At 60.3% G+C, this 23,386-nt stretch carries 22 protein-coding genes and 1 tRNA gene; 1 reads left to right on the top strand and 22 read right to left on the bottom strand.

What is annotated here, in order from left to right:
- Window positions 1-4 precede the first annotated feature (4 nt).
- Together ACR0NE_RS19785 and ACR0NE_RS19780 are read right to left on the bottom strand one after the other, a co-directional pair.
- Window positions 5-1,342: a TfuA-like protein gene (locus tag ACR0NE_RS19785; RefSeq protein ID WP_170595009.1), complete on the bottom strand. Its 1,338-nt coding sequence runs from the start codon at window positions 1,340-1,342 to the stop codon at window positions 5-7.
- The gene (locus tag ACR0NE_RS19780) at window positions 1,339-2,532 is read right to left on the bottom strand and encodes a YcaO-like family protein (RefSeq protein WP_170595012.1); all 1,194 of its coding nucleotides are present in this window, start codon (window positions 2,530-2,532) and stop codon (window positions 1,339-1,341) included. The genes ACR0NE_RS19785 and ACR0NE_RS19780 overlap by 4 nt, the downstream gene beginning before the upstream one ends.
- Window positions 2,533-2,692: 160 nt before the next feature.
- On the opposite strand from ACR0NE_RS19780, the gene ACR0NE_RS19775 reads away from it, so the two are divergent.
- Window positions 2,693-2,768, top strand: a tRNA-Thr gene (locus tag ACR0NE_RS19775).
- A gap of 27 nt (window positions 2,769-2,795) precedes the next feature.
- Here ACR0NE_RS19775 and ACR0NE_RS19770 read toward each other — a convergent pair.
- The 20 genes from ACR0NE_RS19770 to ACR0NE_RS19675 form a co-directional block, all read right to left on the bottom strand.
- Window positions 2,796-3,692, bottom strand: a complete 897-nt coding sequence (locus ACR0NE_RS19770; protein WP_170595015.1) for an FAD:protein FMN transferase — start codon at window positions 3,690-3,692, stop codon at window positions 2,796-2,798.
- The gene (locus tag ACR0NE_RS19765; protein WP_170595018.1) at window positions 3,689-4,204 is read right to left on the bottom strand and encodes a nitrous oxide reductase accessory protein NosL; all 516 of its coding nucleotides are present in this window, start codon (window positions 4,202-4,204) and stop codon (window positions 3,689-3,691) included. The genes ACR0NE_RS19770 and ACR0NE_RS19765 overlap by 4 nt, the downstream gene beginning before the upstream one ends.
- Window positions 4,201-5,022 (bottom strand): ABC transporter permease, encoded by an 822-nt coding sequence (locus tag ACR0NE_RS19760; RefSeq protein WP_170513553.1) that lies wholly within the window; start codon window positions 5,020-5,022, stop codon window positions 4,201-4,203. The genes ACR0NE_RS19765 and ACR0NE_RS19760 overlap by 4 nt, the downstream gene beginning before the upstream one ends.
- On the bottom strand, window positions 5,019-5,912 hold the full coding sequence (locus ACR0NE_RS19755; protein ID WP_170566629.1) for an ABC transporter ATP-binding protein: 894 nt from the start codon (window positions 5,910-5,912) through the stop codon (window positions 5,019-5,021). The genes ACR0NE_RS19760 and ACR0NE_RS19755 overlap by 4 nt, the downstream gene beginning before the upstream one ends.
- Window positions 5,902-7,158 (bottom strand): nitrous oxide reductase family maturation protein NosD, encoded by a 1,257-nt coding sequence (locus ACR0NE_RS19750; protein ID WP_170595021.1) that lies wholly within the window; start codon window positions 7,156-7,158, stop codon window positions 5,902-5,904. The genes ACR0NE_RS19755 and ACR0NE_RS19750 overlap by 11 nt, the downstream gene beginning before the upstream one ends.
- 2 nt (window positions 7,159-7,160) lie before the next feature.
- Window positions 7,161-9,068, bottom strand: a complete 1,908-nt coding sequence (gene nosZ / locus ACR0NE_RS19745; RefSeq protein WP_170595024.1) for a TAT-dependent nitrous-oxide reductase — start codon at window positions 9,066-9,068, stop codon at window positions 7,161-7,163.
- 15 nt (window positions 9,069-9,083) lie between these two features.
- Window positions 9,084-11,207 carry a 4Fe-4S binding protein gene (locus ACR0NE_RS19740; RefSeq protein ID WP_480459899.1) on the bottom strand — a complete coding sequence of 708 codons (2,124 nt, stop codon included), beginning with the start codon at window positions 11,205-11,207 and terminating at the stop codon, window positions 9,084-9,086.
- 44 nt (window positions 11,208-11,251) lie between these two features.
- A complete protein-coding gene (locus ACR0NE_RS19735) occupies window positions 11,252-11,716 on the bottom strand; it encodes a DUF2946 family protein (protein ID WP_170595033.1) in 465 nt (154 codons plus the stop codon).
- Window positions 11,717-11,818: 102 nt separating this feature from the next.
- The gene (locus tag ACR0NE_RS19730; RefSeq protein ID WP_170398115.1) at window positions 11,819-12,082 is read right to left on the bottom strand and encodes a hypothetical protein; all 264 of its coding nucleotides are present in this window, start codon (window positions 12,080-12,082) and stop codon (window positions 11,819-11,821) included.
- Window positions 12,039-13,592 (bottom strand): nitrite reductase, encoded by a 1,554-nt coding sequence (locus tag ACR0NE_RS19725; RefSeq protein WP_170408077.1) that lies wholly within the window; start codon window positions 13,590-13,592, stop codon window positions 12,039-12,041. The genes ACR0NE_RS19730 and ACR0NE_RS19725 overlap by 44 nt, the downstream gene beginning before the upstream one ends.
- The gene (nirJ, locus tag ACR0NE_RS19720) at window positions 13,567-14,781 is read right to left on the bottom strand and encodes a heme d1 biosynthesis radical SAM protein NirJ (RefSeq protein ID WP_170595036.1); all 1,215 of its coding nucleotides are present in this window, start codon (window positions 14,779-14,781) and stop codon (window positions 13,567-13,569) included. Before nirJ ends, ACR0NE_RS19725 begins: the two co-directional genes overlap by 26 nt.
- Window positions 14,782-14,784: 3 nt before the next feature.
- A complete protein-coding gene (ahbB, locus tag ACR0NE_RS19715; RefSeq protein WP_170595039.1) occupies window positions 14,785-15,267 on the bottom strand; it encodes a siroheme decarboxylase subunit beta in 483 nt (160 codons plus the stop codon).
- Window positions 15,264-15,713, bottom strand: a complete 450-nt coding sequence (locus ACR0NE_RS19710; RefSeq protein WP_170513576.1) for an Lrp/AsnC family transcriptional regulator — start codon at window positions 15,711-15,713, stop codon at window positions 15,264-15,266. Before ACR0NE_RS19710 ends, ahbB (ACR0NE_RS19715) begins: the two co-directional genes overlap by 4 nt.
- Window positions 15,710-16,699 (bottom strand): siroheme decarboxylase subunit beta, encoded by a 990-nt coding sequence (ahbB, locus tag ACR0NE_RS19705; RefSeq protein WP_170595042.1) that lies wholly within the window; start codon window positions 16,697-16,699, stop codon window positions 15,710-15,712. The genes ACR0NE_RS19710 and ahbB (ACR0NE_RS19705) overlap by 4 nt, the downstream gene beginning before the upstream one ends.
- 1 nt (window position 16,700) lies before the next feature.
- Window positions 16,701-17,846, bottom strand: coding sequence for a cytochrome D1 domain-containing protein (locus ACR0NE_RS19700; RefSeq protein WP_170595045.1), 1,146 nt, complete (start codon window positions 17,844-17,846; stop codon window positions 16,701-16,703).
- Complete coding sequence (locus ACR0NE_RS19695; protein ID WP_480459890.1) at window positions 17,843-18,214, bottom strand: c-type cytochrome; 372 nt, start codon at window positions 18,212-18,214, stop codon at window positions 17,843-17,845. Before ACR0NE_RS19695 ends, ACR0NE_RS19700 begins: the two co-directional genes overlap by 4 nt.
- Entirely contained in the window at window positions 18,207-18,968 is a 762-nt protein-coding gene (gene cobA / locus ACR0NE_RS19690) for a uroporphyrinogen-III C-methyltransferase (protein ID WP_170595048.1), read from the bottom strand. The genes ACR0NE_RS19695 and cobA overlap by 8 nt, the downstream gene beginning before the upstream one ends.
- A 189-nt stretch (window positions 18,969-19,157) precedes the next feature.
- On the bottom strand, window positions 19,158-19,559 hold the full coding sequence (locus ACR0NE_RS19685) for a plastocyanin/azurin family copper-binding protein (RefSeq protein WP_170425535.1): 402 nt from the start codon (window positions 19,557-19,559) through the stop codon (window positions 19,158-19,160).
- 54 nt (window positions 19,560-19,613) lie between these two features.
- Complete coding sequence (locus tag ACR0NE_RS19680) at window positions 19,614-21,398, bottom strand: NapC/NirT family cytochrome c (protein WP_170595051.1); 1,785 nt, start codon at window positions 21,396-21,398, stop codon at window positions 19,614-19,616.
- Between the two features lie 125 nt (window positions 21,399-21,523).
- A complete protein-coding gene (locus tag ACR0NE_RS19675) occupies window positions 21,524-23,200 on the bottom strand; it encodes a cytochrome D1 domain-containing protein (protein ID WP_170398146.1) in 1,677 nt (558 codons plus the stop codon).
- Between the last annotated feature and the right edge of the window lie 186 nt (window positions 23,201-23,386).

The raw sequence follows: 23,386 nt of genomic DNA, 5'->3' as shown, positions 1-23,386 counted from the left end.
CCCGTTATCCGCCGGCGTGCAGACCGGCTGCCAATCCGGGCTCTTGGTCAACCAGATCGCCACCAGCTTGGCAAAACATGAACTCGGCGGCAACCAAATCAACCAAGGCATCGCGCCCCTCAAGGCCAAGCCCGATCGCGTAGGAGTCAAGATCATCCGGCACCCTCTGGTCAAGACGTGTTTCAAAATACCAGATCAAGGCGCGCGTCCGGGTTGCAGCGTTGCTTTGGTCCGGCGGCAACGCCGCTTTGCGCTGCGCCCGGTCGCGCAACGCGCTGTAGTCGCCCGAGCGTCGAAGCTCGGCTAGCAAAGCGGCATCCATTGTCTCGGCCAGCGTTTGGATTGCGATATCGACACGGGATTTGTCGGCCAGCATCGCCTCGTACTGCGTAAGGGTCAGGTCATTTTCTTCCAGCCATTCAAGCAAATCCGCGTGGCGGGGCAGTCTGGCCTCCAGCCGATGCTCTGTCATTTGCTTGACCACGGCGTTTTTATCCGGCTCCAAACCCTGCCGGCGGGTTTCGTCTTTGGACAGCAAGCCTAACGCCGCGCGATCACGCAGATGCGCGTAGAGAACCGGATCAAGCCGCAGCTCATCCACTAGCGCCCGCGCCTCGCTATCCTGTTGTGCGGCTTCCCCATCCACACGAGCGCAGAGGTCACGCCAGACCAGCGTCCGTTCGGTGCGATGTGCGTCTGACACATTCGTTCCAGCATCCAGAAAGCGGGCCATCTCAGCCAGCATCGTGCGGGCGTCGTCCCCTTTCGCATCCACCTGCCCCTCGGGTAACCATCGTAGAAAGGGTTGCGGGTCCGAAGTGCCCTCAAGGATGCGATCCCAAACCCGGTCACGGTAGTGCAGGTCTTTCGCCTTTTGCTGCAACGCGTCGCCCGTCTCAGACGACAACACACCCGCTGTCTTGGCTTGCGCAATGGTGGCGCGGATCGAGACCATAGGCTCGCTCAGCGGTGGAAAGCCAAGCTCGGCAGGGCCGTGCAGCACCGCCACCTCGTCATCATCTTCGATGGCACCATTCAGGTAACCCTCAAAAATCTGGCCGATCCCGATCATCCCGAAATCCGCCAGCTCTGCCGCGCGCAGCGCACCCATGCTGGCACTGCCAAAGACCGGTATACCTTGCTCCAAGGCCCACAGGATTTCCTTGTGCCAGACCGAGGGCACCCCGTCGAAATACCCGTCTATAATCCCGATCGCACGCGGCTTTTCCCGCACTGCCCGATACACATCGCCCTGCTGAACCGGGGGTAGGATAGTGGCGTTCAGATGTTCGCGCACGGCTTCGGCCCGTAGCGTCGGCCCGACAAAAACAACCACGCTCATGACGTCACCGCTCGCGCACGGGGGCCTGCGACAAAGTCGGGATCGTCATGGGGCGCTTCCAAGCCCGGTATCACCGCGCGCACCACTGCGATGTCAATTTCGGGTCGCGACAGATCAACAGTGACCACCTGATCTATGCCTGCCTCGGACAGGCGCGCCAGCAACAAAGACAGGTCATCCGTGAAAGATCCGGTCACGTAGGTTGGGCATTCGGTGAAATCACCGATGGGCGCCGAGCCATCGATCAGTTCGCGGATGTATCCGCTGCGCCAGTTCCGGGCAGTGTCCGAGAACTCTTCCGGGTCCAGATCATCCCGCGCGCCCGAGATATAGGTCAGCCGTGTTTGCGCCGCTTCGGTCAGCGCCCGCAGCAGGGCAATGGCGCGATCCGGGTGGCAGCCGTCGCCGATGCCGATATGGCCCGTGGTGCCTCCGTCCTCACATATCGCGCAGCGAAAGCTGGCGATGCCGATGTCCGAGGTCGTGTCCCAGATTCCCAAATCAAGCCCCGCCGCAGAAATCTGTTCCATCGCCTGAAGGCAACGCGGGTCGTCCACTGTACGGGGATTAACACGCGGGGTTGCGCCCTGATGGTGCCACAGCGTTGTGGCGTCACGCTCGATCAACTCGCAGATCGCGTGGCAACTGGCTTCGGTCAGGTTGTTGCCGGACGCCAGCCCGTTTGTCGTTCGCGGAAACGCCCGCTGCCCAGCCACGGGCGAGGTGGTATAATCGGTGTCCACCATCTCATACGGCACCCAGCAGGGCTGGCTCGAGGGCAGATCGCGCCCCAGCACCCACAGTATCGCCTGATGAGGGTCGAACTGCCCGCCGGTGACGCTGGGCAGACGGTCGGCATCGACCACATACTCCACCGCCAGATCAGCAAAGCTGGACAGCCGTAGCGGCAGTTCGATCCGCTCTGAGTGCCAGGATTCAATCGCTTCCATCACGCCCGAAGCCCGGGCTGCGCTCAGCGACAGCCCCTTGCCCAGCGACACCGCGACCGAGCGCGAGTTTGGCCGCGTCACCATCACTGTCGGCAATCCAACCCGGTCCAGTCCCGTCAGGTTGGCGATCCGGGTTATGCCCATCTGCTTGAGGAATGGTTTGACGATGGCCAGGGTCTCTTCCGGGTCGCGCAGCCGGTGGGTGTCTAGCACATAAGACTTCTGCGAATTCCCGGACATCCAAATGACCTTGCCAAATATCTGATAAACCACCGTAACCCGCCGGGCGGATCATGTTGGCGTCAGGATGCGGGATGAATGCGTAGTGGTCAACCGCGCACCGGCCCGGCAATCCACGCTTGCATGACCCGCGCGCTGCCGTTAAACGAGCTTCCGCATCGCCTCAATAGCTCAGCTGGTAGAGCAGGTCCTTCGTAAGGACAAGGTCGGGGGTTCGAGTCCCTCTTGAGGCACCATCCTCTTACGACAAGTCTTACCCGCGCTCAGATACTCATCTCGATACGCGCGCCCGGAAAACGCGATATCAGCGCGTTTGCTTTGGCACGTGGGGTCAGGCATAGGGCGGTTGAGAGCCCGTCTGCCAATGCTGCCTGCGAGGCTGAGATTGATACAGCCTGATAGGGCGCACCCAACCCTTTCGGGTTCAGGATATGCCCCTGATCGCCCTGCAGCATGGTGCCTTCGGGGGCCGAGGTTGCGACGGCGCGGTCCTGCAGTGTGATCCGTTTGGCGACAGCACCGTCGGGCTTGGCCAGCCCGACGCGCCACGGCTCGCCATTGCTCCGCTGGCCAAGGGCGGCGACCTCGCCCATATCCACCAGCACATCGCGCAGATCGAAGGATCGCATCAAAGCGGCAATCCGGTCAGTGATCGCACCTTGAGCAATCCCGTTCAGGGTAATCGCCGAGCGTCCGGGATGCGGCAGGCGGATCTCACCGGCGCTTACGTGAACCTTGTCCCAACCAATCGTCTGGCGTGCACGTTCCACTTGCGACCCCGCCGCGCCACTCGCGAGCGCTAGCCACAGGGGCTGGATCGTCGGATCAAATACCCCGCCCGAAGCGTCGTGAAGCGTGGAACACAGGCTCAGCACCTCCAGCAGCTCAGGCGCCGGGGTGACCAGGTGGCCGATCCGGTTAAGCTGACTGATCTGCGAGTGCGTCCGGTAGAGGCTGAATATATCCTCCAGCCGATTCAGCTCTGCCTCGACCGCAGCAAAGATCGGCGCGGCCTGTGCGTCCGTCGAGCCTTCCAGCCTCAGGCTGGCGGGTGCGCCCAGCGCAATACCGCGCCATTGGGTGACGTTGCCAGCAGCGGCGGGTACGGCGGCGCAGGCGGCTGAGATGGCCAGGAAACGGCGGCGGGTCAGAAGGGTCATGCGGGGGTCTCCAGCGCGAGGTCCAGATCGACGGGGCCCAGCACTTCGGCATCGGGAATATCAGACAGTGGCAGGGCGGCGCCGCCATATTCGGCAATGAACGCCTCTGCCGCGGCGGGGTCGCCAAAGGGCACGACTTCGCGCGCACCCATGCCGCCGGCCACATCGGCGCCAACGACAAAGGTCGCGCCATCGGCTGCGATCCAGTTGGAAATCCCCGGTTGCCGCCAGCTGGGCGCGACGCTCATGTCACTGACATAGGCGGCCGTGATCTTGGCGTCACGTTCGGGGCTTTTCAGATAGGCCAGCATGTCGCGCACCTGCGCAAAGAACAAAGGCGCGGGATAGCCTTCCAGATGGATCTGCCCTTTGGGCCCGCCATGTTCCGCGATGTTCATCTGGCAGAAATAACTCAGCGCATCCGGGGTGAGATCAACCGGGTCGGGGGCCTCGGCCACCTCTTCTTTGCAGGCCGTCAACGCGACCAGAGCGATCAGGGCAAGGTATCTCATGGCTCAACTCTCCGAAATGCGAGACGCGCAAGGGCAAAGCCCAGCACCGGCCAGATCAGCAGCGAGGCAGGCGCGGCCCAAACGGGCAGAGCTTGCGCCGCCCCGGTCATGCCGGAGGCCATGGCAACGCCCTCGGTTGCGGCGATGTTCCACAAACGGAATGCGTCGGCCGGGTTGGCCACCATCACCCATGGAAAGACGGATTGGGTGAAGGTGCCGCCCTTGTCCATGACGACGGCCCCCAACAGGCCCAAATCATAGAGGACGACAAAAACCAGCCAGAGCCCGGCCGACAAACCTGCCGCCGCCGTGGCCCCCTTTGCCAGGGCGGACAGCAAGTATCCAAGCGCCAGAAAGACAGCGCCCAGCAGGATAGATGTGAGGATCAGGCGGACCAGAGCCATCAGGCTTTCCGGACCCGCGCCGCCAAAGAAGGCGGCCACTGCGCCTGCGGTGCCGAAACCGATGGTCATGGCGAAGGCCAATGCGGCCAGATGGGCGGTGAACTTGCCCAGCAGGATTTCTCCGCGCCCCGCCGGGTAGGACAGCAGCAGCGACAGGCTGCCGCGATCCACGTCGCCCGCGATGGCGTCAAAGGCGATCATCAGCGCCAGCAGCGGCGCAAGATAGACCGACAGCGTGGTCATCGACGCGACCGAGACGGTCAGCATGTCGACTCCCAACGTGCCGGTTGGTGCGCTGCCCGCAAAGGTCAGCGCCAAAGCGAACAGCACCATGATCAATGTGGCGACCAGCAGCCAGCGATTGCGGCGCAGGATCAGCATTTCGGTGCGGGTGATGGCGAGGAAGCGGGTCATTGCAAATCCTCCTGTGCGTAGTGGCGATAGAGGTCTTCCAGCTTGGGCGGGGTCATCTCGACATCCGCCACCGCGTCGCCCAGCCCGGCGATCCGGCGCAGGGCCTCCATCTTGTCAGCGGGGGTGCAGAGCAGTTCCACCGATGCGCCGTTGATCCGGTTGCCACCCAGTTCTGCGGCCAGCGCATCGGCATTGGCGCTGGCGCGCACCTTCAGGCGGATCGGCAGACCGGCCAGCGCCGACAGGTTGTTCAGCGTGTCGTCGGCGACCATCCGACCCTTGCGCATGATGGCGATGCGGTCGGTGCGGGCCTCGACCTCGGTCAGCGCATGGCTGGCGATTAGAACGGCTGTGCCTTGGGCAGCCAGTTCGTCGATGATGGCGTACAGGTCCTGCCGAGAAATCGGGTCCAGCCCGCTTGTCGGCTCATCCAGCAAAGCCACTTTCGGTTGACCCAACAGCACCTGCGCCAGACCCAGACGTTGCCGCATGCCTTTGGAATAGGTACCGATCCGGCGGTCCAATGCGTCGCTGAGACCAACGCGCTCCAACAGGCCAAGCACGTCGGCCTTTGCACCTGAAAGCTGCGCAAACAGGGTCAACTGCTCGCGCCCTGTCAAAGCGGGATGAAACGACACCGCTTCGGGCAGATAGGCCGTCTCGCGACGCGCCTGCGCGCTGCCGGGGGTGGCGTCTCCGATCCGAATGGCTCCGCCATGGATCGGCGTCAGGCCGAGGATGGATTTGATCAGCGTCGACTTGCCCGCACCGTTATGGCCCAACAGCGCAACGCGCTGACCGGGGGCAAGAGACAGGGTGATATCGTCAAGAACGCGGGTTTTCCCTCGGTCCTTGAGAACATGGTCGATTGACAGGGCCTTATCCGTCATGAGGCACCTTTTTCATAGCTGGGGGTTCAGGGGCTTGCATCAATGGGTTGCTGTCCATCACACCCCCCGGCAACAACGCCGGGAAGGCCGATTGCGACCAGCGCACCAGTTGCACGGCAGGCGAGCCGAGCAGCAGTTTGGCTGCGGGTTGGGTCCACAGAACATGGTCCATACTGTCATTGGGGCGATAGGGGGCGTCGGCGATGCCGTTGCCATCCACATCAAAGGCGGCGAAATCGGACCAGTAATTGCCGCGCCCGTCCTCGGACCACTCGACCCATTTGGTCGAGACGTATTTCACCTGCGTCCGGTTCCCGACAAAGGCGTTGCCGACGATGCGGTTGCTTTCGGACCCGGCGGTAAAGTGGATGCCGATGCCGCAACCCTGGAACCAGTTGTCGGTGAATTCGTTCTTGTTCGAGTTATAAAGGAAGGTGCATTTTTCCTTGGCACCTTTCACCACGTTGCCGGTGATAACGCTCTTGTTGGCATAGTTCAGCATCATCCCATGTTCGCGGTCATCAATCGACACATTGTCGGTGACCTGCACGTTCGAGGTGAACATCACCGCATAGCCCAGATCGTTGCCGATCGAGACGTTGTTGCTGACTACCGAATTGTCCGCATACATGTAATGCACGGCAAAACGCAGATCGCGAAACAGGTTGCCGGTGAAGGTGTTCTTCTTCGACGAGTTTACAAAGATTCCGTCGCGGCCATAGCGGATATCGTTGTCCTCAACCACCGCACCCGGCGCGTTCCAGACATAGACGCCATTGCCACGCTCGTTCATGCGCTGGTCTTGCCGCCCTTCAATTCGGTTTCGCCGGACGATACTGTCCTTGGCCCCATGGATGTCGATGCCATAGAGATTGCCCAGCAGCACATTGTCTTCGACCACCGGCGCATGGGCCGTCTTGGTCAACTGGATGCCGCTGTCGATCCCGTCATGGTCCGAGCCCGATCCGATCACCGTCAGACCGCGCACGGTCACACCCGGCCCGGTCACGGTGATGACGCTGCCTTCGCCTTGTCCGTCGATGGTGGCCTGTCCCAGCCCGTCAATCGTGACGGGCCGGTCCAGAACCAGCGTTTCTGTGTAAACGCCGGGGCTCAGGCGGAGGGTGTCCCCATCCGCCGCCTGCGCCAGTATCTCGTTGATGGCCCCTGCCCGGTTGGGCACATCCCAATCCGCCGCCCAAAGGGGCGAGCCGAGCAGGAGCGATATGAGCAGGGACCAACGCATGGTTATGCGCTCCGCGGCTCAACGAACATCCGGCCGCGCATCTCCATGTGCAGCGCGTGGCAGAACCACTGGCAATAGAACCAATGCACGCCCGGACGGTCGGCAATGAAGGTGACCGAGGCGGTGGCCTGCGGCGCAACCTCCATCGCGATGCCGAAGTTCGACAGGCACAACCCGTGGGTCACGTCATCCACGTCATCCAGGTTGGTGACATACAACGTTACCTCGTCACCCTGCTTGACGGTGAACTTCTCAAGGCTGAACACCGGTGCGGTCGAGGTCATGTAGACCCGCACCTTGTTGCCATCGCGGATTGGCTCCTCGGCGCCCTCTTCAAGGTCCACACCATCGGCGGCAGCCTGCTGGCGCGCTTCTTCCCACATCGGGTCGTTGCGATCCCAGACATTGACCGGGTTCACCTTGGACCGGTGCACGAGGATCGAGTCATGCGGTTCCGCGAAGGTCGGGCCGTCATGGACCACCTTCATCTTATCACCCGAGATATCGATCAACTGCTCGTTTTCCGGCTTCAGTGGCCCGACGTTCAGGAAGCGGTCTTTCGAGAACTTGTTCATCGAAATCAGCCACTTGCCATCAGCCTCAGCCGTTTCGCCCATCGAGGTCGAATTGTGGCCCGGCTGATAATGCACATCCACTTTGTCGAGGATTGGATCAACATCCGCACCACCGTAGGCTTCGATGGCCTTGGCGATGTCCCACTTCACCACCTGGCTGTCCAGGAAAAGGGTGGTGTAGGCGTTGCCTTTGCCATCAAACGCGGTGTGAAGCGGGCCAAGACCCAGCTGCGGTTCCGCCACGATGGCCGAGCGTGGATCGGCATTGTCGGCAAACAGCGCATCGACCTTTTCCACATCGATCACGGATACGGTCGGGGACAGCTTGCCGTTGATCATGATGTGTTTCTTGTCGGGTGCTGCGTTCACTCCGTGCGGCGAGTTCGGGATCGGGATGTAACGGGTCAGGTTACCGCCCGCCTCTTTGCGCCCGTCCACGACCTTGACGCCGTTCAGCTCCTGATAGTTCCCGGCGGCAACAGCGTCTTCGATACCTTTCAGGTTGAACACGACCACATGGTCCAGCTCATTCTCGGTCATCTCGGCAAGGTTCATCCCCATTTCCGAGTTGTACGAGGTCGAGAATGCGTATTTGCCCTGATAGTCGCAGTCAGTGTTGTCGAGGTTGCCCGACACCATCACCTGCCATGCGATCTCCATCGTATCACCATCAATGGCGGTGAAGATGTTCACGTATTGCGACGGATCGTCGAGGATCTCACCATCATTGACCAGCGGGGCCTCGTGTTCGCCATTGGCGAAAATGTAACCGGTGCGCGGGTATTTCTGCGGACGCAGACCGTGGATGTCATGCGCGTTCGGGATTTCGATGATCTTGTCGCATTTCATCACGTCGCAGCGGATGCGCGCGACGCGCGTGTTGGCCTTGTCATTCATGAACAGATAGCGGCCATCATAGGTGCCATCGGTGAAGGACATGTGCGGGTGGTGCAGGTCGCCATTGTCGTAGGTGACTTTGCCATTGGCGGCCAGGTACTGCTTGGTCTCTGGCAGCAGCCCTTCGGTCAGGATCTTCAGCGACTCGTTGGTCTGGCCCCAGCCGGTGGCCGAGCAGCGGTTGAATACCGGAATGCGCATCAACTCGCGCATCGACGGCACGCCGAGGATACGCACCTCGCCGGTCTGACCCGAGGACCAGAAGCCGTAATATTCGTCCAACTCGCCGGGCTCCAGCGCGGCATTGGCGGCGGCGCTGGCCTCTTTCGCGGTCATCAGGGTGCTGCCCAGACCGGTTCCGGCCAACACGGCGCCGGTTGCAGATGCACCCAGCAGTCCGCGGCGTGTGACGTTCAGTTTCTTATCGTGTTCCGACATGATCGTTCCTCCTTTTTAGGAAACGGTTTGCGGTTTGGCGTTCGGATGGTTCGCCGGTGGTTGTCCGAGGGGGGTTTTCGGTTGAACCGACCCTGTCTTGGCCCGCCGTTTCAACTGGCGGATAACGACGGGACATTTGTCCTCGGACTGGTAGAGCACCTGACAATGCAGGCAGGTGACGCACTCGTTCGGATTGATCTCACCGGTTGGGTGGATCGCCTGAACGGGGCATTCGTTGGCGCAGGTCTGACAGGGGGTGCCGCAATCCTTGTAGCGGCGCAGCCAGTCGAACATGCGGATACGGGCAGGGATCGCCAGCGCACCACCCAAGGGGCAGAGATAGCGGCAATAGAACCGTTCGATGAACAGCCCGATCCCCAGCAGGGTCAGCGCAAAGACCACGAAGGGCCAGTCGCGCATGAATTTCAGAATAATCGCGGTCTTGAACGGCTCGACCTCGGCATAGGTTTCAGCCAGCGGGATCGAGACAAAACTGATCCCGAACAACACGAGGAAGATCATGTATTTCGCGGGCCAGAGCCGCTCATTCAGGCCCCAGGGCAGTGTCCATTGCGGCACCTTGAAGGCCCGCGCGATCTTGTTGGTCAGTTCCTGCAGCGCGCCGAACGGGCACAGCCAGCCGCAATAAGCACCCCGACCCCAGAACAGCAGCGCGGCAGCGACAGCGAACCATTGGATGAAGACCAACGGGTCCAGCAAGAAGGCATCCCAAGAGAAGCCGGTGCGCAGACTGCCTGCCAGCGCCATCAGGTTCACCACGCTCAGCTGCGCATTGGCGTACCAGCCGATGAAGAACAGCGTCATGGTCAGGTATCCGATGCGGAACCAATAGAAGACGCGGGCGTTCATGGTGGCGTGGAACTGGAAGAAGAATGTCGCCGTCAGCACCAAAAGCATGACGCCCAGCACCCCGATCTCAACCGTGCGGTCCTTCCAGATGCGTTTCCAAAGCGCGGCCTTGGCTGCTGCCTCGCCGGTGGCGTCATCGACAACTACTGGCGCCGCAACGGGCAGCAGATACTGCTCGGGCAGTTTGTAGCCCAGATCGAAGGTCAGAAAGGTCTTCTCAACCGCGCCCACAGCCCGCTGCGCCAACAGTTGCAGGCGAAAGGGCTCGGCCGGATCAAACTCGGCCTCAGCGGGGATCTTGAAGATGTCCAATTCCGTGAAACTTGGGGCATCGGGTGCCGCAACCTTGCCCAACCGGCGCTGCTGCTTGTCGAAGAATCGCACCGAATTGTCGCCTTGGATCAACTGAATCCGGTCGAAAATCCCGCCCCGGACATAGCCCGAGCCCTTGAAGCTGTAGGCCCCACGCCCCAGCACCAGAATGGCCTGCTCGCCTTCGTCCAGCCAGTCGACCATGTTTTGATATTCGGCCTCACCCAGCAGCGACTTGCCGATCGACGGCACGGATACCAACGCCATATGCATATCAATATAGGTGTCATCTGGTTCGCCGGGTTCAGGGCGTTTGATGGCGCGCTGATCTCCGGTGGCTTCGAACGCAGCGTTGACCTGCCCGATATCCAGCGTTAGTCGCCGGACCGAGCCGTCGCCGGACAGGGTGTTCCAGTCGTATACCGCATCCTGCGCCAGATCGACTTCGCGTTTCGGCCCATCGGCCTGCAGCGGAGACAAACCGCCCAACCCCAGCGCCCGCGCCACCTTGATGCCGCCGCGCACAAGACTGTCATCAATCACCATGATCGTGACGGTGGCCCCCGAGATGATATCGAGGTCATGCCCCTCACCGCCGGTTTCAGCCTCAACCTTCAAGTCCAGACCGGCATAGCCTTCGGTCAGCTCAACCATGCGCGCGTTGGGGATGCCAATCAGAACGATGGGCTCCGAGTGTTTGACCAATTGCACACCGGTTAGCACCGCTTGATCATCGATGGCGGCGACCACATGGATCGGTTTGCCGGAATAGCCGGTGGTGCCAACGAAGTCAGAGGTTAGGAAGGCCCAGGCAACGGTCTCGCCGGCCTTCAGAACGGGTGCAACCGGAACGTCATCGCGGACCGGCCCAATGGCATCAGCACCGGGGGCCAGATCGGCGGGTTCAATCTCGGGCAGGAAGCTGGCGAGGCTGTCGGCATGGGCACTAATCGCCATCAGGCAGGACAGGGCAAGGGCCAGCACTATATGGATTGCGCGACTTACGACCACGGCGCACCTCCGATACTTAGGGTGGACGCCATGGACGCGCGCAGGGCGCGTTCAGCAGTTTCTTGGGTCGGGCGCGGAGGTCCCCGGGTTTCGGGCCACAGCTTATGCGACTTGTACAACATGGAAGATTTGCTGTTCTGAAGCTGTACAACACGGAAGTTTCCGATTTGCGGTATCTGCACCAGCTCGGGTGCGGGCGCTGCACTGGTGACAGCGCATAGCGCGCAATCGGCGCATCTTGGGCAGTACGCGGTCGGGTCTTCGGTGTCCTCCTCAAGATCAACTTCAACCCAGACCGCGCCGCCTTCCGAGCAGATCTCCATCCAGACACTTTCACCGGGACTCGCCAGCACCGGTCCAAAGGCCTGCAACAACAGAAGGAATATGCCTGCCAACCCACATGCCGCGCGAGTTGCGCGTACAGGGAGATTGTGCAGAGGGATCAGGGCAGGCATGGAGTCTCCGACTCGGAAAGCTATGCCTTTGGGGTATTGGATTCTACCGAGTCGCGACTTGACTTAGGTTAGGTGAAGCAAATTTCTGATTTTCTTTTCAAATCAATCGTCTGCCTCATCCATCAGGCCACGCACCCAGCGCCCTGCCAGCCATGAGGCGGGCACGCCCAAGGGGATGGACCATAAGATCGCAGGTACTGGTTCAATGGCACCAAACCCCGCGCTGTGCAGGATCAGCCCAGCCAGAAACAGGTTGATGGCCACGGTCAGAGCCGTGGCCGGATAAAGCAGGATGGCCAGCTTCCAGACCGGCCATTTGCCTTCAGTGGCTGGTGCCTTCCGAGAAGGTGATTTTGTTCCAGACATTGTACTTCCCAGACGGTTTGCGCATCGGCAGGCGGCGGACCTCTTCCAGCGTTTGCGCGTCATAGACGATCACCGCGCCGTCATCTTCCCAGATCGAAACCAGCGCGTGGCTACCATCTTTGGTGAATTCTACATGCGCCACGGTCTTGCCCGGCGCGGGGCGCAAAGTTTTCACGATTTCAAGGCTTTGCTTGTCGATCACGTGCATGGCATCCTTGTTCGGGCCAAAGAACACATCGGCCCAGACGTAAGGCGAGTTCTCATGGCTGCGCATGAAAAATCCTGGCCCTTCGGTTTTGATCCGCTTGACGGTTTCCCATGTTCCCATGTCGATCACCGAGACCGTGCCATCGGTCAGATGCGGCGTCGCCATCACGGTGGTGTCGCCCTGCTGCCAAGTGATCCCCGAACCTAAGTGAGGCATCCCCGGCAGGTCCAGATCTGCGATCTTATGACCGATCACCAGATCAATCACCTGCCCGCCCTTGCCATCACGCGAGGCGCCCATAACGTATTCATAACTTTGATCGAAAAAGAAATCGTCCAGATAATCAGGCGTGGTGATCTTGCGCACGGGGAACGGGTCAGGGTTCTTGAACTGCCCCTCGATGCGGAAATCGTGGCCAATACCGGATTGCGGCGGGTTGGCCCCGTAGAACACCTCCCAAATCTCGGGGACATCCTTCAGCGCCAGAACAAAGCTTTCGCGCGGTGGTGCCTGATAAACGGCAGAAACACGGCTGGGAACGCCCTTTTTGCTTTTGACTTCAATGACTTTCGCGACCGACAAGTCCTCTGTCGACAGCAGGGTTAGTGAGTTAGGTAAATAGTTCGCTACTGCCACCCATTTGCCGTCACCCGACATGGCGATGTTGCGGCTGTTTAACCCCGCACGCACGCGGCCCACCTGTTTCAGCGCCCAGATATCATATTTCTGCACCCAGCCATCGCGCGACATGATGAAGACATAGCGCCCATCGGGGCTGAACTTCGGCCCACCATGCACGGCGAACGGGGTTTCGAACCGATCCAGAACCTCGAACGTATCGCCGTCCAGCACACTGACATGATGATCGCCTGTTTCCACCACCAGCGTGATGTTCATCGGGTCGCTGTCCCAGACAGGCGCGTCAACCGATACGTACTCATCATCCAGAGTCCGGCTGGCCATGATATCGGCCTCGCCCCATTCGGGATCGGTCTCCAGCGGAGATTTCAACCATCCCGCCAGTTCCTCGATCTGCAACGCGTCCAACTCGTGCGAAAACGCAGGCATCTGGGTGGCCGTACGCCCTTCGGCAATCACCGCCGCCACGCGTGGCCCACGCATCCGTTTCAACGTCTCGGGGATCAGCGCCGGACCGACCCCACCCAGACGGTTTTCACCATGGCATGAGGCACAGAATTCGGCATAATCCGAAGGTGCATCAGCCCAAGCTGCGCCGGTCAGCAGCAGCGAGCAGAATGTGCCGATTTTCAAGGTGTCAAAAGAATTGATGCGCCGGATCATGGCTTTTCCCTCGGAACGGCGTGACCTGCAGACGCTCGCCTGCGCCCTGCACGCCGATTTCTTCGTTTGATAGATAGCAGGCCGGGTCCTCGGCCCACGGGTCGCCGGTCAGTTGCAAGGCACGGATGCGGGTGTTGCCACCGCAGACATCCTTTAACTGACAGGCCCCGCAACGCCCCTTCAAAGGACGCGGACGGGTACGCAGCATGGCGAGCATCGGGTCATCGCTGGTCCAGAGTTCCGAAAACGATTTGGTCTTCACATTGCCAACAGTGTAATTGGACCAATAGGTATCGGGATGCACGCGGCCGAGGTTGTCGATATTGGCCACGCCCAGCCCGCTCGAGTTCCCACCCCACGCCGCCAGATGCTCGCGCACATGGGCGGCTTTGTCGTCGTCGAAATGCGTCCGGACCCAGTTCAGGAAATACCCGGCATCGGCATCGTTATTGCCAGTCACGATATCCAGCGGACGACCGCCCGAGACGGCTTCCCACGCACGTTCCAACAACAAATCCAAACCCTTACGGGTGCGCAAATGCTCGGCATCCTCGCCTCGGTTCTTGTCACCGCGCCCGGCATAGACGAGGTGAGACAGGTAGAACTTGTCGACACCCTCATCGTCGCACAGTTGCAGCAGGTCAGGCAGGTGATGTTGCGTACCTTCGGTCAGGCAGAACCGCAGGCCCACCTTGATACCGCGTTTCTTACATTCGCGTACGCCGCGCAGAGCATCGGCAAAAGCCCCTTCGACGCCCCGGAACCAGTCATTCGTGGCCCCGATCCCGTCTAGCGAAATGCCGACATAGTTGAAGCCCACGTCGGCGATCATGTCGGCGGTTTCGTCGTAAATCCGCGTACCGTTGGTCGACAGTGCCAGCATCGGCACCAGATCGCGGGCGCGTTTGGCGATGTCGAAGAAATCGAACCGGTCCAGCGGTTCCCCACCCGAGAGGATCAGGGCCGGGACGCGGAATTGGCCCAGATCCTCAAGGGTTACCATGGCTTGCTCGTGACTGAGCTCACCGGGGAACGCGACATCTGCTGAAACGGTGTAACAGTGGCGGCATTTCAGATTGCAGCGCCGCGTCAGGTTCCAGATCACTACCGGCTTCACCGGGCCGGGACGGCGTCTGCGCACCGGTGTCGGTTTGACGAGCTGCTGCATGTATTCGGTAAGGCGGAACATGTCTCAGCCTTTCTTTTTCAATCGCAGCCCTGTCTTCTTCAGGATGCGCGTGGAATAGAGGATGTCCTTGGCCCGGCAGGCATCGCCCAGAATTGCGAAGATCTCGGCGCGTTTTTTCTCGACTTCGTCCCGGTCAGAGCCGTGGACCATGGCGAACAGGTTATAGGGCCAATCGGGCAGGGCGCGGGGACGTTCGTAGCAGTGGGTGACAAAGGGCAGCGCCCCGATCCGTGCGCCCAATTCCGCGACCTGGCTGTCGTCTACATCCCAAACAGTCATTCCGTTTGCCGTCATCCCCAGCTTGTAGTGGTTCGGAGCGGCGGCGATGCGGCGGATAACACCATGCGATTTCAGCTCTGCCAGATGATACAAAAGGGCATCCTCGTCCAACCCAAGCGTTTCGGCAACGGCTGCGTAAGGCGCAGGCACAAGCGGCAGACCGCTTTGCAGCGCTTCGATAATCTCTCTGTCCTGAACGTCGATCATGCTGCCACCCGGAAGCCGATGAAAAATTCCTGTAGTTTGGGGAAACGGAGAACTTCGATCCCCGTTTCCCGTTCGATCGCATCAGCGGCGGCCTCGATCCCCTCAGGCGTTTCGGTGGCCAGCACGAACCACATGTTCAGCCGGTGCGTACGCTCATAATTATGGGCAACCTCGGCGTGCGCATTGACTTTGGTCAGGACGGTTTCGAATTCATCCTCTGGCACGGCCATGGCGCACAGGCAGAACGCTCCACCCATTGCAGCGGCGTCGAAAAACGGGCCGAAACGTGTGATGATCCGCTGCTCTTTCATTCGTGCGAGACGGGTTAGGAGTTCGTCTTCGGGAATCCCAAGTTCCTGGGCTACACTGGCAAAGGGATGCGCGGTCAGCGGCAGGTCATCCTGCATCCGGTTCAGGATTACGCGGTCGGTCGCGTCCATAGTCATGCGGCTGCCTCTTTCGGTTGGATCAACGCGCCGGTCTGTTTGAAACAACGGGTCGAGAACAGCACTTTGTTTCGTGCGCCTGCCAGTTCGGGCAGAGCGGCGGCTGCGGCCAGAACCTCCATCGCTTCGGGGCGCGAGCGTGCATGGATCATGGAATAGAGGCGATAGGGCCAGACATCCTTGACCGGGTTGCGCTCATAGCAAAGCGTCACGCCGGGATAGGCCGCCAGCGCCGGTCCAGCCGTGTCCACCTGTTCGGGCGGCATGTCCCAAACAACCATCGCATTGGCTGACCAGCCGAGCGCCCGGTGGCGCACGATAACCCCGAGACGAGAGATTATGCCTGCTGTTTGCAGCGCTTCGATACGTCCCATTACGTCGAAATCATCTCTACCCAGCGTTTGTGCCAATGCGGCATAAGGAATCTCTGTCAGGGTCAGGCCCGAGCTGAGCGCCTGCAGCAACTCGCGATCTCCGGGCTGCATGGCTGAGCGATCCACCTTACGAAGGCCAGGAACATTGCGTGTTTTTCCCGACATACGAAAGCCCAAATCGACATTGAATGGACGTACGAGGCGCAGGTCCAGAACCCGCAGTCCGGAACGCTGCGATATCCGTGCAAGGGTGTCATCGACATGGGTGCGATCCGGGCCGGTTGCGACGAACCAGAGGTTCCAGTCATCCTCCCGCTGGTAGTTGTGGTTCACGCCCGGTTCGGCGTCGATCAGGGCTGCAATCTCTTCCAACCGATGTTCGGGGGCCGCAACAGCGGCCAAGGTGCTGGCCGAAACCGCGCCCGGAGCGATGGTGGCACCCACGCGTGTAATCCGCCCGGTGGCCTGCATGCGAGTTAGGCGATCAATCACCTCGGCTTCGTCCAGCCCCAGTATAGACGCCAATACCTGAAACGGACGCTCTGTTATCGGAAAGTCGCGCTGAAACTCGTCCAGCAAACGACGGTCGATGGGATCGGTGATGTGTTGCATGTCAAAGCCCCATTCTGTGCGCACGGGCGGTGAAGAAAATGCCGGATGGGCTGTCGGCGTCGATCTCGCGCAGTTTTTCAAACGTTTGCGTGTCGTAGACCATAACCTTGTTGGCGTCGCGCACGCTGATCCAGACCTCATGCCCTCGCGGAGTGAACTCCATATGCAGTACGGCAGGGCCGGGTTTGAATTCGTGAATGATCTCCTTGGTCACAGAATCAATAACCTGAATGGTGTCGTTCAGAGGGTGGGCAAAGTTCACCCAAACCTGCCGCCCGTCAGGACGCGCCATGGCAAAGACTGGCTGACCATAGGTTTTGGTGCGCCCGGTCTCGGTCAGTGATTCAGCATCGATCCACAGCACCTCGTGATGGCCGACGGCAGGCAGTACGAACTCGCGCCCGGTCAGCGCCCAGCCTTCGAGGTGAGGCATCTTGTAGACCGGCATCTCCACTTGCCCGCGCCCATAGTTGGGCAGCACACGGATGGGTTCGGGCGTCTCGGCCCAAAGGTCCAGCGCGGTCAGGCCATCTTCGCCAAACAAGCCGGTGATATAGGTGCGGCCATTGGCGGTGATCAGCGCGTCATATGGGTTCTTGCCCATTTCGGGGATCTTGGTGATCGCGGGTGCGCCGTTGGAGAAATCAGCAATCCAGGTCTCGCCCGTGTCCCACATGGTAAAAACAAACCGGCGGCCGGGTGCATCGACCAATCCGATGGTTTTGCTGTCGGTAGGAATGTCCGCGACCATCTCCAGCGTGTCCGCATCGAAGACGCGTACACCGCCAGGTTCATAATTCGATACAGCGACCAGCTCGCCGTCATCCGAAATGGCACCGCCAATGGCGTTGCCCGCCTGCACGACCCGGTTCACGATCTGGCGGGTGACGATATCCACCTTAGTCAGGCCGCCGTCACGCCCAAAAACATAGGCAAAGCGTTCATCGGGTGAATAGACCAGCGAGGCATGGGACAGATCGCCCAACCCTTCGATCCGGGCCAGCGCGGCGCGGTCGGATTGGTCCACCAGTAGAACCGAGCCCTTGGCGCGTTCGATCACAAGTCCTAGGTCGCCGGTCGCGGTGGGTTCAGCCTGGGCGGTGGTCATGAGCAAAGTGGCGGCGAGGGTAAGGATGAGCTGTTTCATTGTGCCTCCTGTGCCAGCAGGTAGCGGGCGATCCATTCGGCCTCTTCTTCGCTGATCAAGGGCCGCCATGGGGGCATCGCGGTGTCGGGGATGCCGTCGAGGATTACGCCGGTCAGAACGTCCGCGTCGTAGTGCTCCAGAGTCTCGGATCTCAGATCAGGGCCGAGACCACCTTTCAGCGACAGCCCGTGGCAAGAGCCGCAGTCCTGATGGACAAGACGCTTCAGTGCGTTGGGGTCAAGAGTGTCGGCGGCGAAGGCCGTGGTGGCAACAAGCACTGCGGAAGTGAGAACAGCACGTGCTGCCCATCCTTTGCGTCCTCTCACAGCCGGTTGCTGTGCCGGCCTTCTGGAACCGAACTTAGCCATGCGCCTGCTCCAAAAGGTCGGCCACAGGCCGTTCTGCATAAAGTGAAACTACCTTGCCGATGATGAACAGCGTGGGCGCCTTTAGCCCGGCCTTGCGCACATCAGCGGCCAGCCGATCCAGCCGGGATACCATCCGGCGCTCATCAGGTGTGGTCGCTTTGCCTACCGCCAAAACCGGAGTTGAGCCGGGCAGGTTCTCAGTCATCAGTCCCATGGCGATCTGGCCGATATTGGCGACGCCCATATAGACGACCAAGGTCGAGTCTGGGTCGGCCAGACGTTTCCAATCCAGATCCAGCACCTTGTCGGCCTGTCGGTGCCCGGTGACATATTGCACCGAGGTCGCCAGCCCACGATGGGTCAGCGGCACGCCTGTCGAACAGGATGCCCCCTGCGCTGCGGTAATGCCCGGCGCGTATTCGACTGGGATGCCGTTTGCCATCAGGTGCGCGGCCTCTTCCGATCCACGCCCGAAGATCATCGGATCGCCGCCCTTGAGGCGAGCAACGGTGTGACCGGCGCTGGCTTCTTCGACGAGGATTTCGTTGATGCGATCCTGCGGCACGGTATGACACTTGGGGGCCTTCCCAACCGGGATCAGCCGTGCGCCATCAGAGTGCAGATTGAGGATATCGGCCGAGACCAGACGGTCATAGACCACCACGTCCGCCTCTCGCAGCATCCGCAGCGCGCGCAGGGTCATCAGTTCGGGGTCACCGGGGCCTGCGCCAATCAGAAAAACCTTACCGCTCATGTGCAAACTCGCTTGGTCTGAATGTCTTCGGAGCCCGGAATTCCTGCGCGATCAGGGGACGTTGCTGGGTGAGCCGGGCGTGTCATGCGGCCAGACTGGCGTAATCGGAAAGGAACCTCCTTGACTAAAGTTAAGGAGCGCGGGAATTGCCCCGCGCTCCTTTCGGCTTGCCTGTATGATTGCCTCGGCTCAGGGTTCGACGGTGATCATGCCGATCATGTTCTGTGTCTCCCAATGCGGGCCACACAGATAGTCCTGCGGACCCGGGGTGAGGAAGGTCAGGTCAACCGTCTCCTCAGGAAACAGACGGTCGCTTTCGGGCTCGCTGCCGTCTTTCAGTAGGACCGAGTGACTGGTGCGCTTATCGACATTCACCCAGCGCACGGTTGTGCCCGGTTTCACGGTTAGCTCGGCTGGGCAGAACGTGTATTTGTACATCAGCACCACATCGGCATCCTCAACGGCGGAGGAGGGCTGACCGAACAGCTCGACATAGCGCTCTTCGGCTTCGGCACACAGCGCGGCGGTGTCCTCTGCCCATGCGGGCGCGGCCAGAAGCAGCAGCGCAGGGAGAAGGTGTTTGGGTTTCATTGTCCAAGTCTCCTCTTTTAAGCGGAAGGGGCCGGATCGCCCGGCCCCTCTTCCTTATTGTTTGACGACGTTGATAAAGGCGTTGTCGTCGTCCAATGCCAGGCTGGTATCCAGCGTCACGTGGTGGAACCGTGCGGCGGCAAAGTCATCGTGGATGGCAAAGCCCACCGTATAGGTCTGACCGGCCTCCAGCGGCACGTCACCAGCTGCGCCCGAGTTCAATGGGCGCGTGAAGACCACGGTCCACATACCTGCATCAAGGCTGGCCGAGGCGGCGATCTCACCGTCATTGACCACGCGCTGTTCTAGCAGATAGCCGTTGGTGGCGCTGCCGTCCGCGTAGACGCGCATCAGATCCAGATAGGTGCCTTCGGCCAGATACTGCTCGATCTGATCGGCGGCCTGCAGCTTGTCCCAGCCACCCAGCGCCTTACCGCGGCGGCCTTTGATCTCGACCTCGGTGCGGCTTTCGCTGATGTATTTGGTCACAGTGTCCTGCGTGCTCAGCCGACCCGAGACATCGCCATTTGCGGCAATCGCCTCGGCACCCGGGTCAAAGGGCATGTAGCTGTTGTCTGCATGGCACGAGGCCCAGCAGCCGACCTGATCGCCCAGCTCAATCCCAGTGCCGGTGATCATCATGGCCACCTTGATCTGGTTGTCCGGGTCCATCTTGCCGCCATCGACAAAGGGGGCGGGGTTGTGGCCCGCATCCGGCCATTGCAGACGGATATACAGGGTCTCATCATCATGCGCGGCTTGAACGGTGGCGTCTATAACGCCGCGTTTGCCCGGGATCGGGGTTGGTTCCAGATCCCCACCGGCCACGATCTTGTTGCCGATCGCGTCCAGTTCGGCAGCGTGACAGGTGGTGCACTTGTCTCCGCCCTTGGTCAAAGGACGTGCTCCGCCGTGGGATCTGCCGTTCTGAACCCATTCAAACGAGGCCTGACCGGGATAGAACAGTTTCATATCTGCACCGGGGACAGCGGCCCAATCGATATTTGTGCCAACATCGCTGCCGCCACCTGCCGGGGCTGCGGCATCTTCGCCAGAAGCTTTGGCACGCTCTTCCGCGACGGCTGCGTCAACCGCTGCTGCGATCTGGGCCTGAACAGCCTCTTGCTGGGCTACACGCGCGGCTTTCTCAGCCTCGGCATCGGCGGCTTCTTTGGCTTCGATCCGCTCGAGACTGGCCAGATATTCGGCGGGGATTTCGCGAATGAAATCTGGGTTCGGCGCTTCAAGCTTTTCCAGATACTCTTCGTCGGCCCGGTCGCGGGCGTCCGAGTGCGCAATCCCCTTGTGGCAGTCAATACAGGTCTGACCGACGGTCATCGCGTTCAGGTGCTGCTGACGGGCGCGGGGTTTCTGGAACTCGGGCATCATCGACTCGAAGTCATGGCAGTTGCGGCACTCGCGCGAGTCCGTGGATTTCATCCGCTCCCATTCGTTCATAGCCAGATGTACGCGCTTGGCTTCAAACTTTTCGCGGGTGTTGATGGTGCCGACCACCTTGCCATACAGTTCTTTGGACGCCTTGATCTTGCGGATGATCTTGTGAGTCCAATCCTTGGGCACGTGACAGTCGGAACAGACCGCGCCTACGCCCGAACGGTTCACGTCGTGGATTGTGCCGGTGTATTCTTCGTAAACGAAATCTCGCATCTCGTGGCACGAGACGCAGAATTCCTTGGTGTTGGTAGCTTCCATAGCGGTGTTGAACCCGCCCCAGAAGATGATGCCGGCGGCAAAGGCCGCAGCGATCCCGGCCACGGGCATTCCCCACAGGAAATACCGGCGCCAGATTGGTTTTTTCTTTTCCGGTTCGGAGGTCATATCCGGTCTCCGTTTTGGCTTCTTTTTCTGGCCCTGGATGTCAGGCCTGTGGATTTGGCTGATGAGTCAAACGAGGAAAGGGCGGGCGAGGGGCCCGCCCTTTCCGGTGCTGAGTACAAAACCCGTCAGGTGACGTGGTTCGAACGGTTGTAGACGTTGAACTTGCCGGTGGGTGCAAACAGTCCCTTCACGCGGCCGATCTCTTCCAGCGTCTTGGCGTCGAAGATCACGATCTCTCCATTTGGCTCTTTCGAGGTCGAGCGGTTCCACTTGGACACCCAAACCTCGGATCCGTCTTGGTTGAACTCGAAGTGAACGGCGACGTTGCCTTCCTCTTCTGTGATCTGGATCGTTTTCACGATCTCACCGGTTGCCTTGTCGATGACCTGCACCGATTGCTGGATCTCAGGCTCGGGGTGCTTGGTTTGGTCGGCCCAGATGTAGTCCGAGTTCGGATGGGTCCGGATGAACAGACCGGGTCCGTCGGTTTCCACCTCATAGCAGACCTTCCAGGCATCGTCCGGGCGGCCTTCGGGGTCGTTGCCCCAAACGGTAACCGTGCCTTCGCCCAAGTGGGTCGTACCGGCAACAGGACCGCAATTCGGGTCATCCCAGTTGGCGCCCGGGCCGGGGTGCGGCAGCGGCGCGGTATCGATCATAGCTTCCAGCTTGTGAGTCTCGGTATCGACCACGACCATCTTGTTCGACGCGTTTGCGGCGATCTGGAAATAACGGCCGGTCGGATCAAAGAACCCGTCATGCAGGAACTTTGCGCTGTCGATCTTGTCGATACGCAGGTTGTCCAGATCGGAGTAGTCCACCTGCCACAGCTGACCGAGTTCCTTGACGGCCACGATCCACGTGGGCTCGTTCGGGGTGGTGTAGATGGCGGCCACGCGAGCCTCTTCCACATAATCCCCGTCCACGTTGTAGCCGCGGGTCGAGACAACCTTTTTCGGCTCCATGGTTTCGGCGTCGACGATGGCGAAATGAGGGGGCCAATAGGCGCCACCGATGACGTATTTACCGTCACCCGATACCGCCACGTCGCGAGCGTCATAACCAATGGTAACCTCGGCAACCAGCATGTTCTCGGGGTTCTGCCACAGGTCGATCTTGGTCATCTTCCCGTCGCGGCCCATGGTGTACCAGAAGCGGCCCGGGTTTTCCGGTTCTTCCAATTTGTGGTGTTCCGAGGCTTTCAGAACGTGCACCGCATAACCGGTCGGGATATGCGCCAGCACTTCCTTGGTGTCACCGTCAATCACGGCCACCTTGCCCACGTCACGTTCGATGACCACGAAGAAGTTTTCCCAGTTGCGGCCATGCAGCGGCTCGGTCGGGTAATCTTCAGGTTCGACATAGACTTTGCGCGTCGCCATCATCTGCTCAAGCGACATTTCTGGCGGTTGGGGTGGCTCCATCTGGATGTAGGTCGCCATATCGCGGATTTCTTCTTCGGACATCACGTCCGAGAAATTGTTCATCCCGCCTTCGGTGCCCCATGCGATGATTTTTTCCAGCCGCTCCTGCCCCAGTTTCAGGGTGCCCGACTCGGTTACGGTACCATCGTCATTCTTCGTTTCAACCAGCGGCTCAAGGCTTTTGCCGGTTGCCCCTTTGCGCAACACACCGTGACAACCGGCGCAGCGTTCAAAGTAAAGTTGTTTTGATGATTCAAAGGCTTCCTTGCTCAGGGTTGGCTCTTCGGCAAAGACTGGCGCAGCGACGCTGCCCAGCAACATTGCCAAACCGACCCCTAAGGCGCGGCCAGTTCTGTTGTAGCTGATTCCAAGTGACATGATCACTCTCCATTTGCTGGTGAGGCAGGTCCTAGGGTGAAACATCACGCGTTTGTCATCCTTGACGAAAGTCAACGGAGCGCGCGCAAATTGGAAATTGACGGGCTATAATGAGCCATAAAATAAAGGGAAAACCTGAGTTTCAGGGACATGTTTTTCGGATGCTTGATTTCGGTTAAGTCCATT

This window comes from Ruegeria sp. C9, from assembly GCF_056537585.1.
This window is presented reverse-complemented; position numbering and strand designations above follow the sequence as displayed.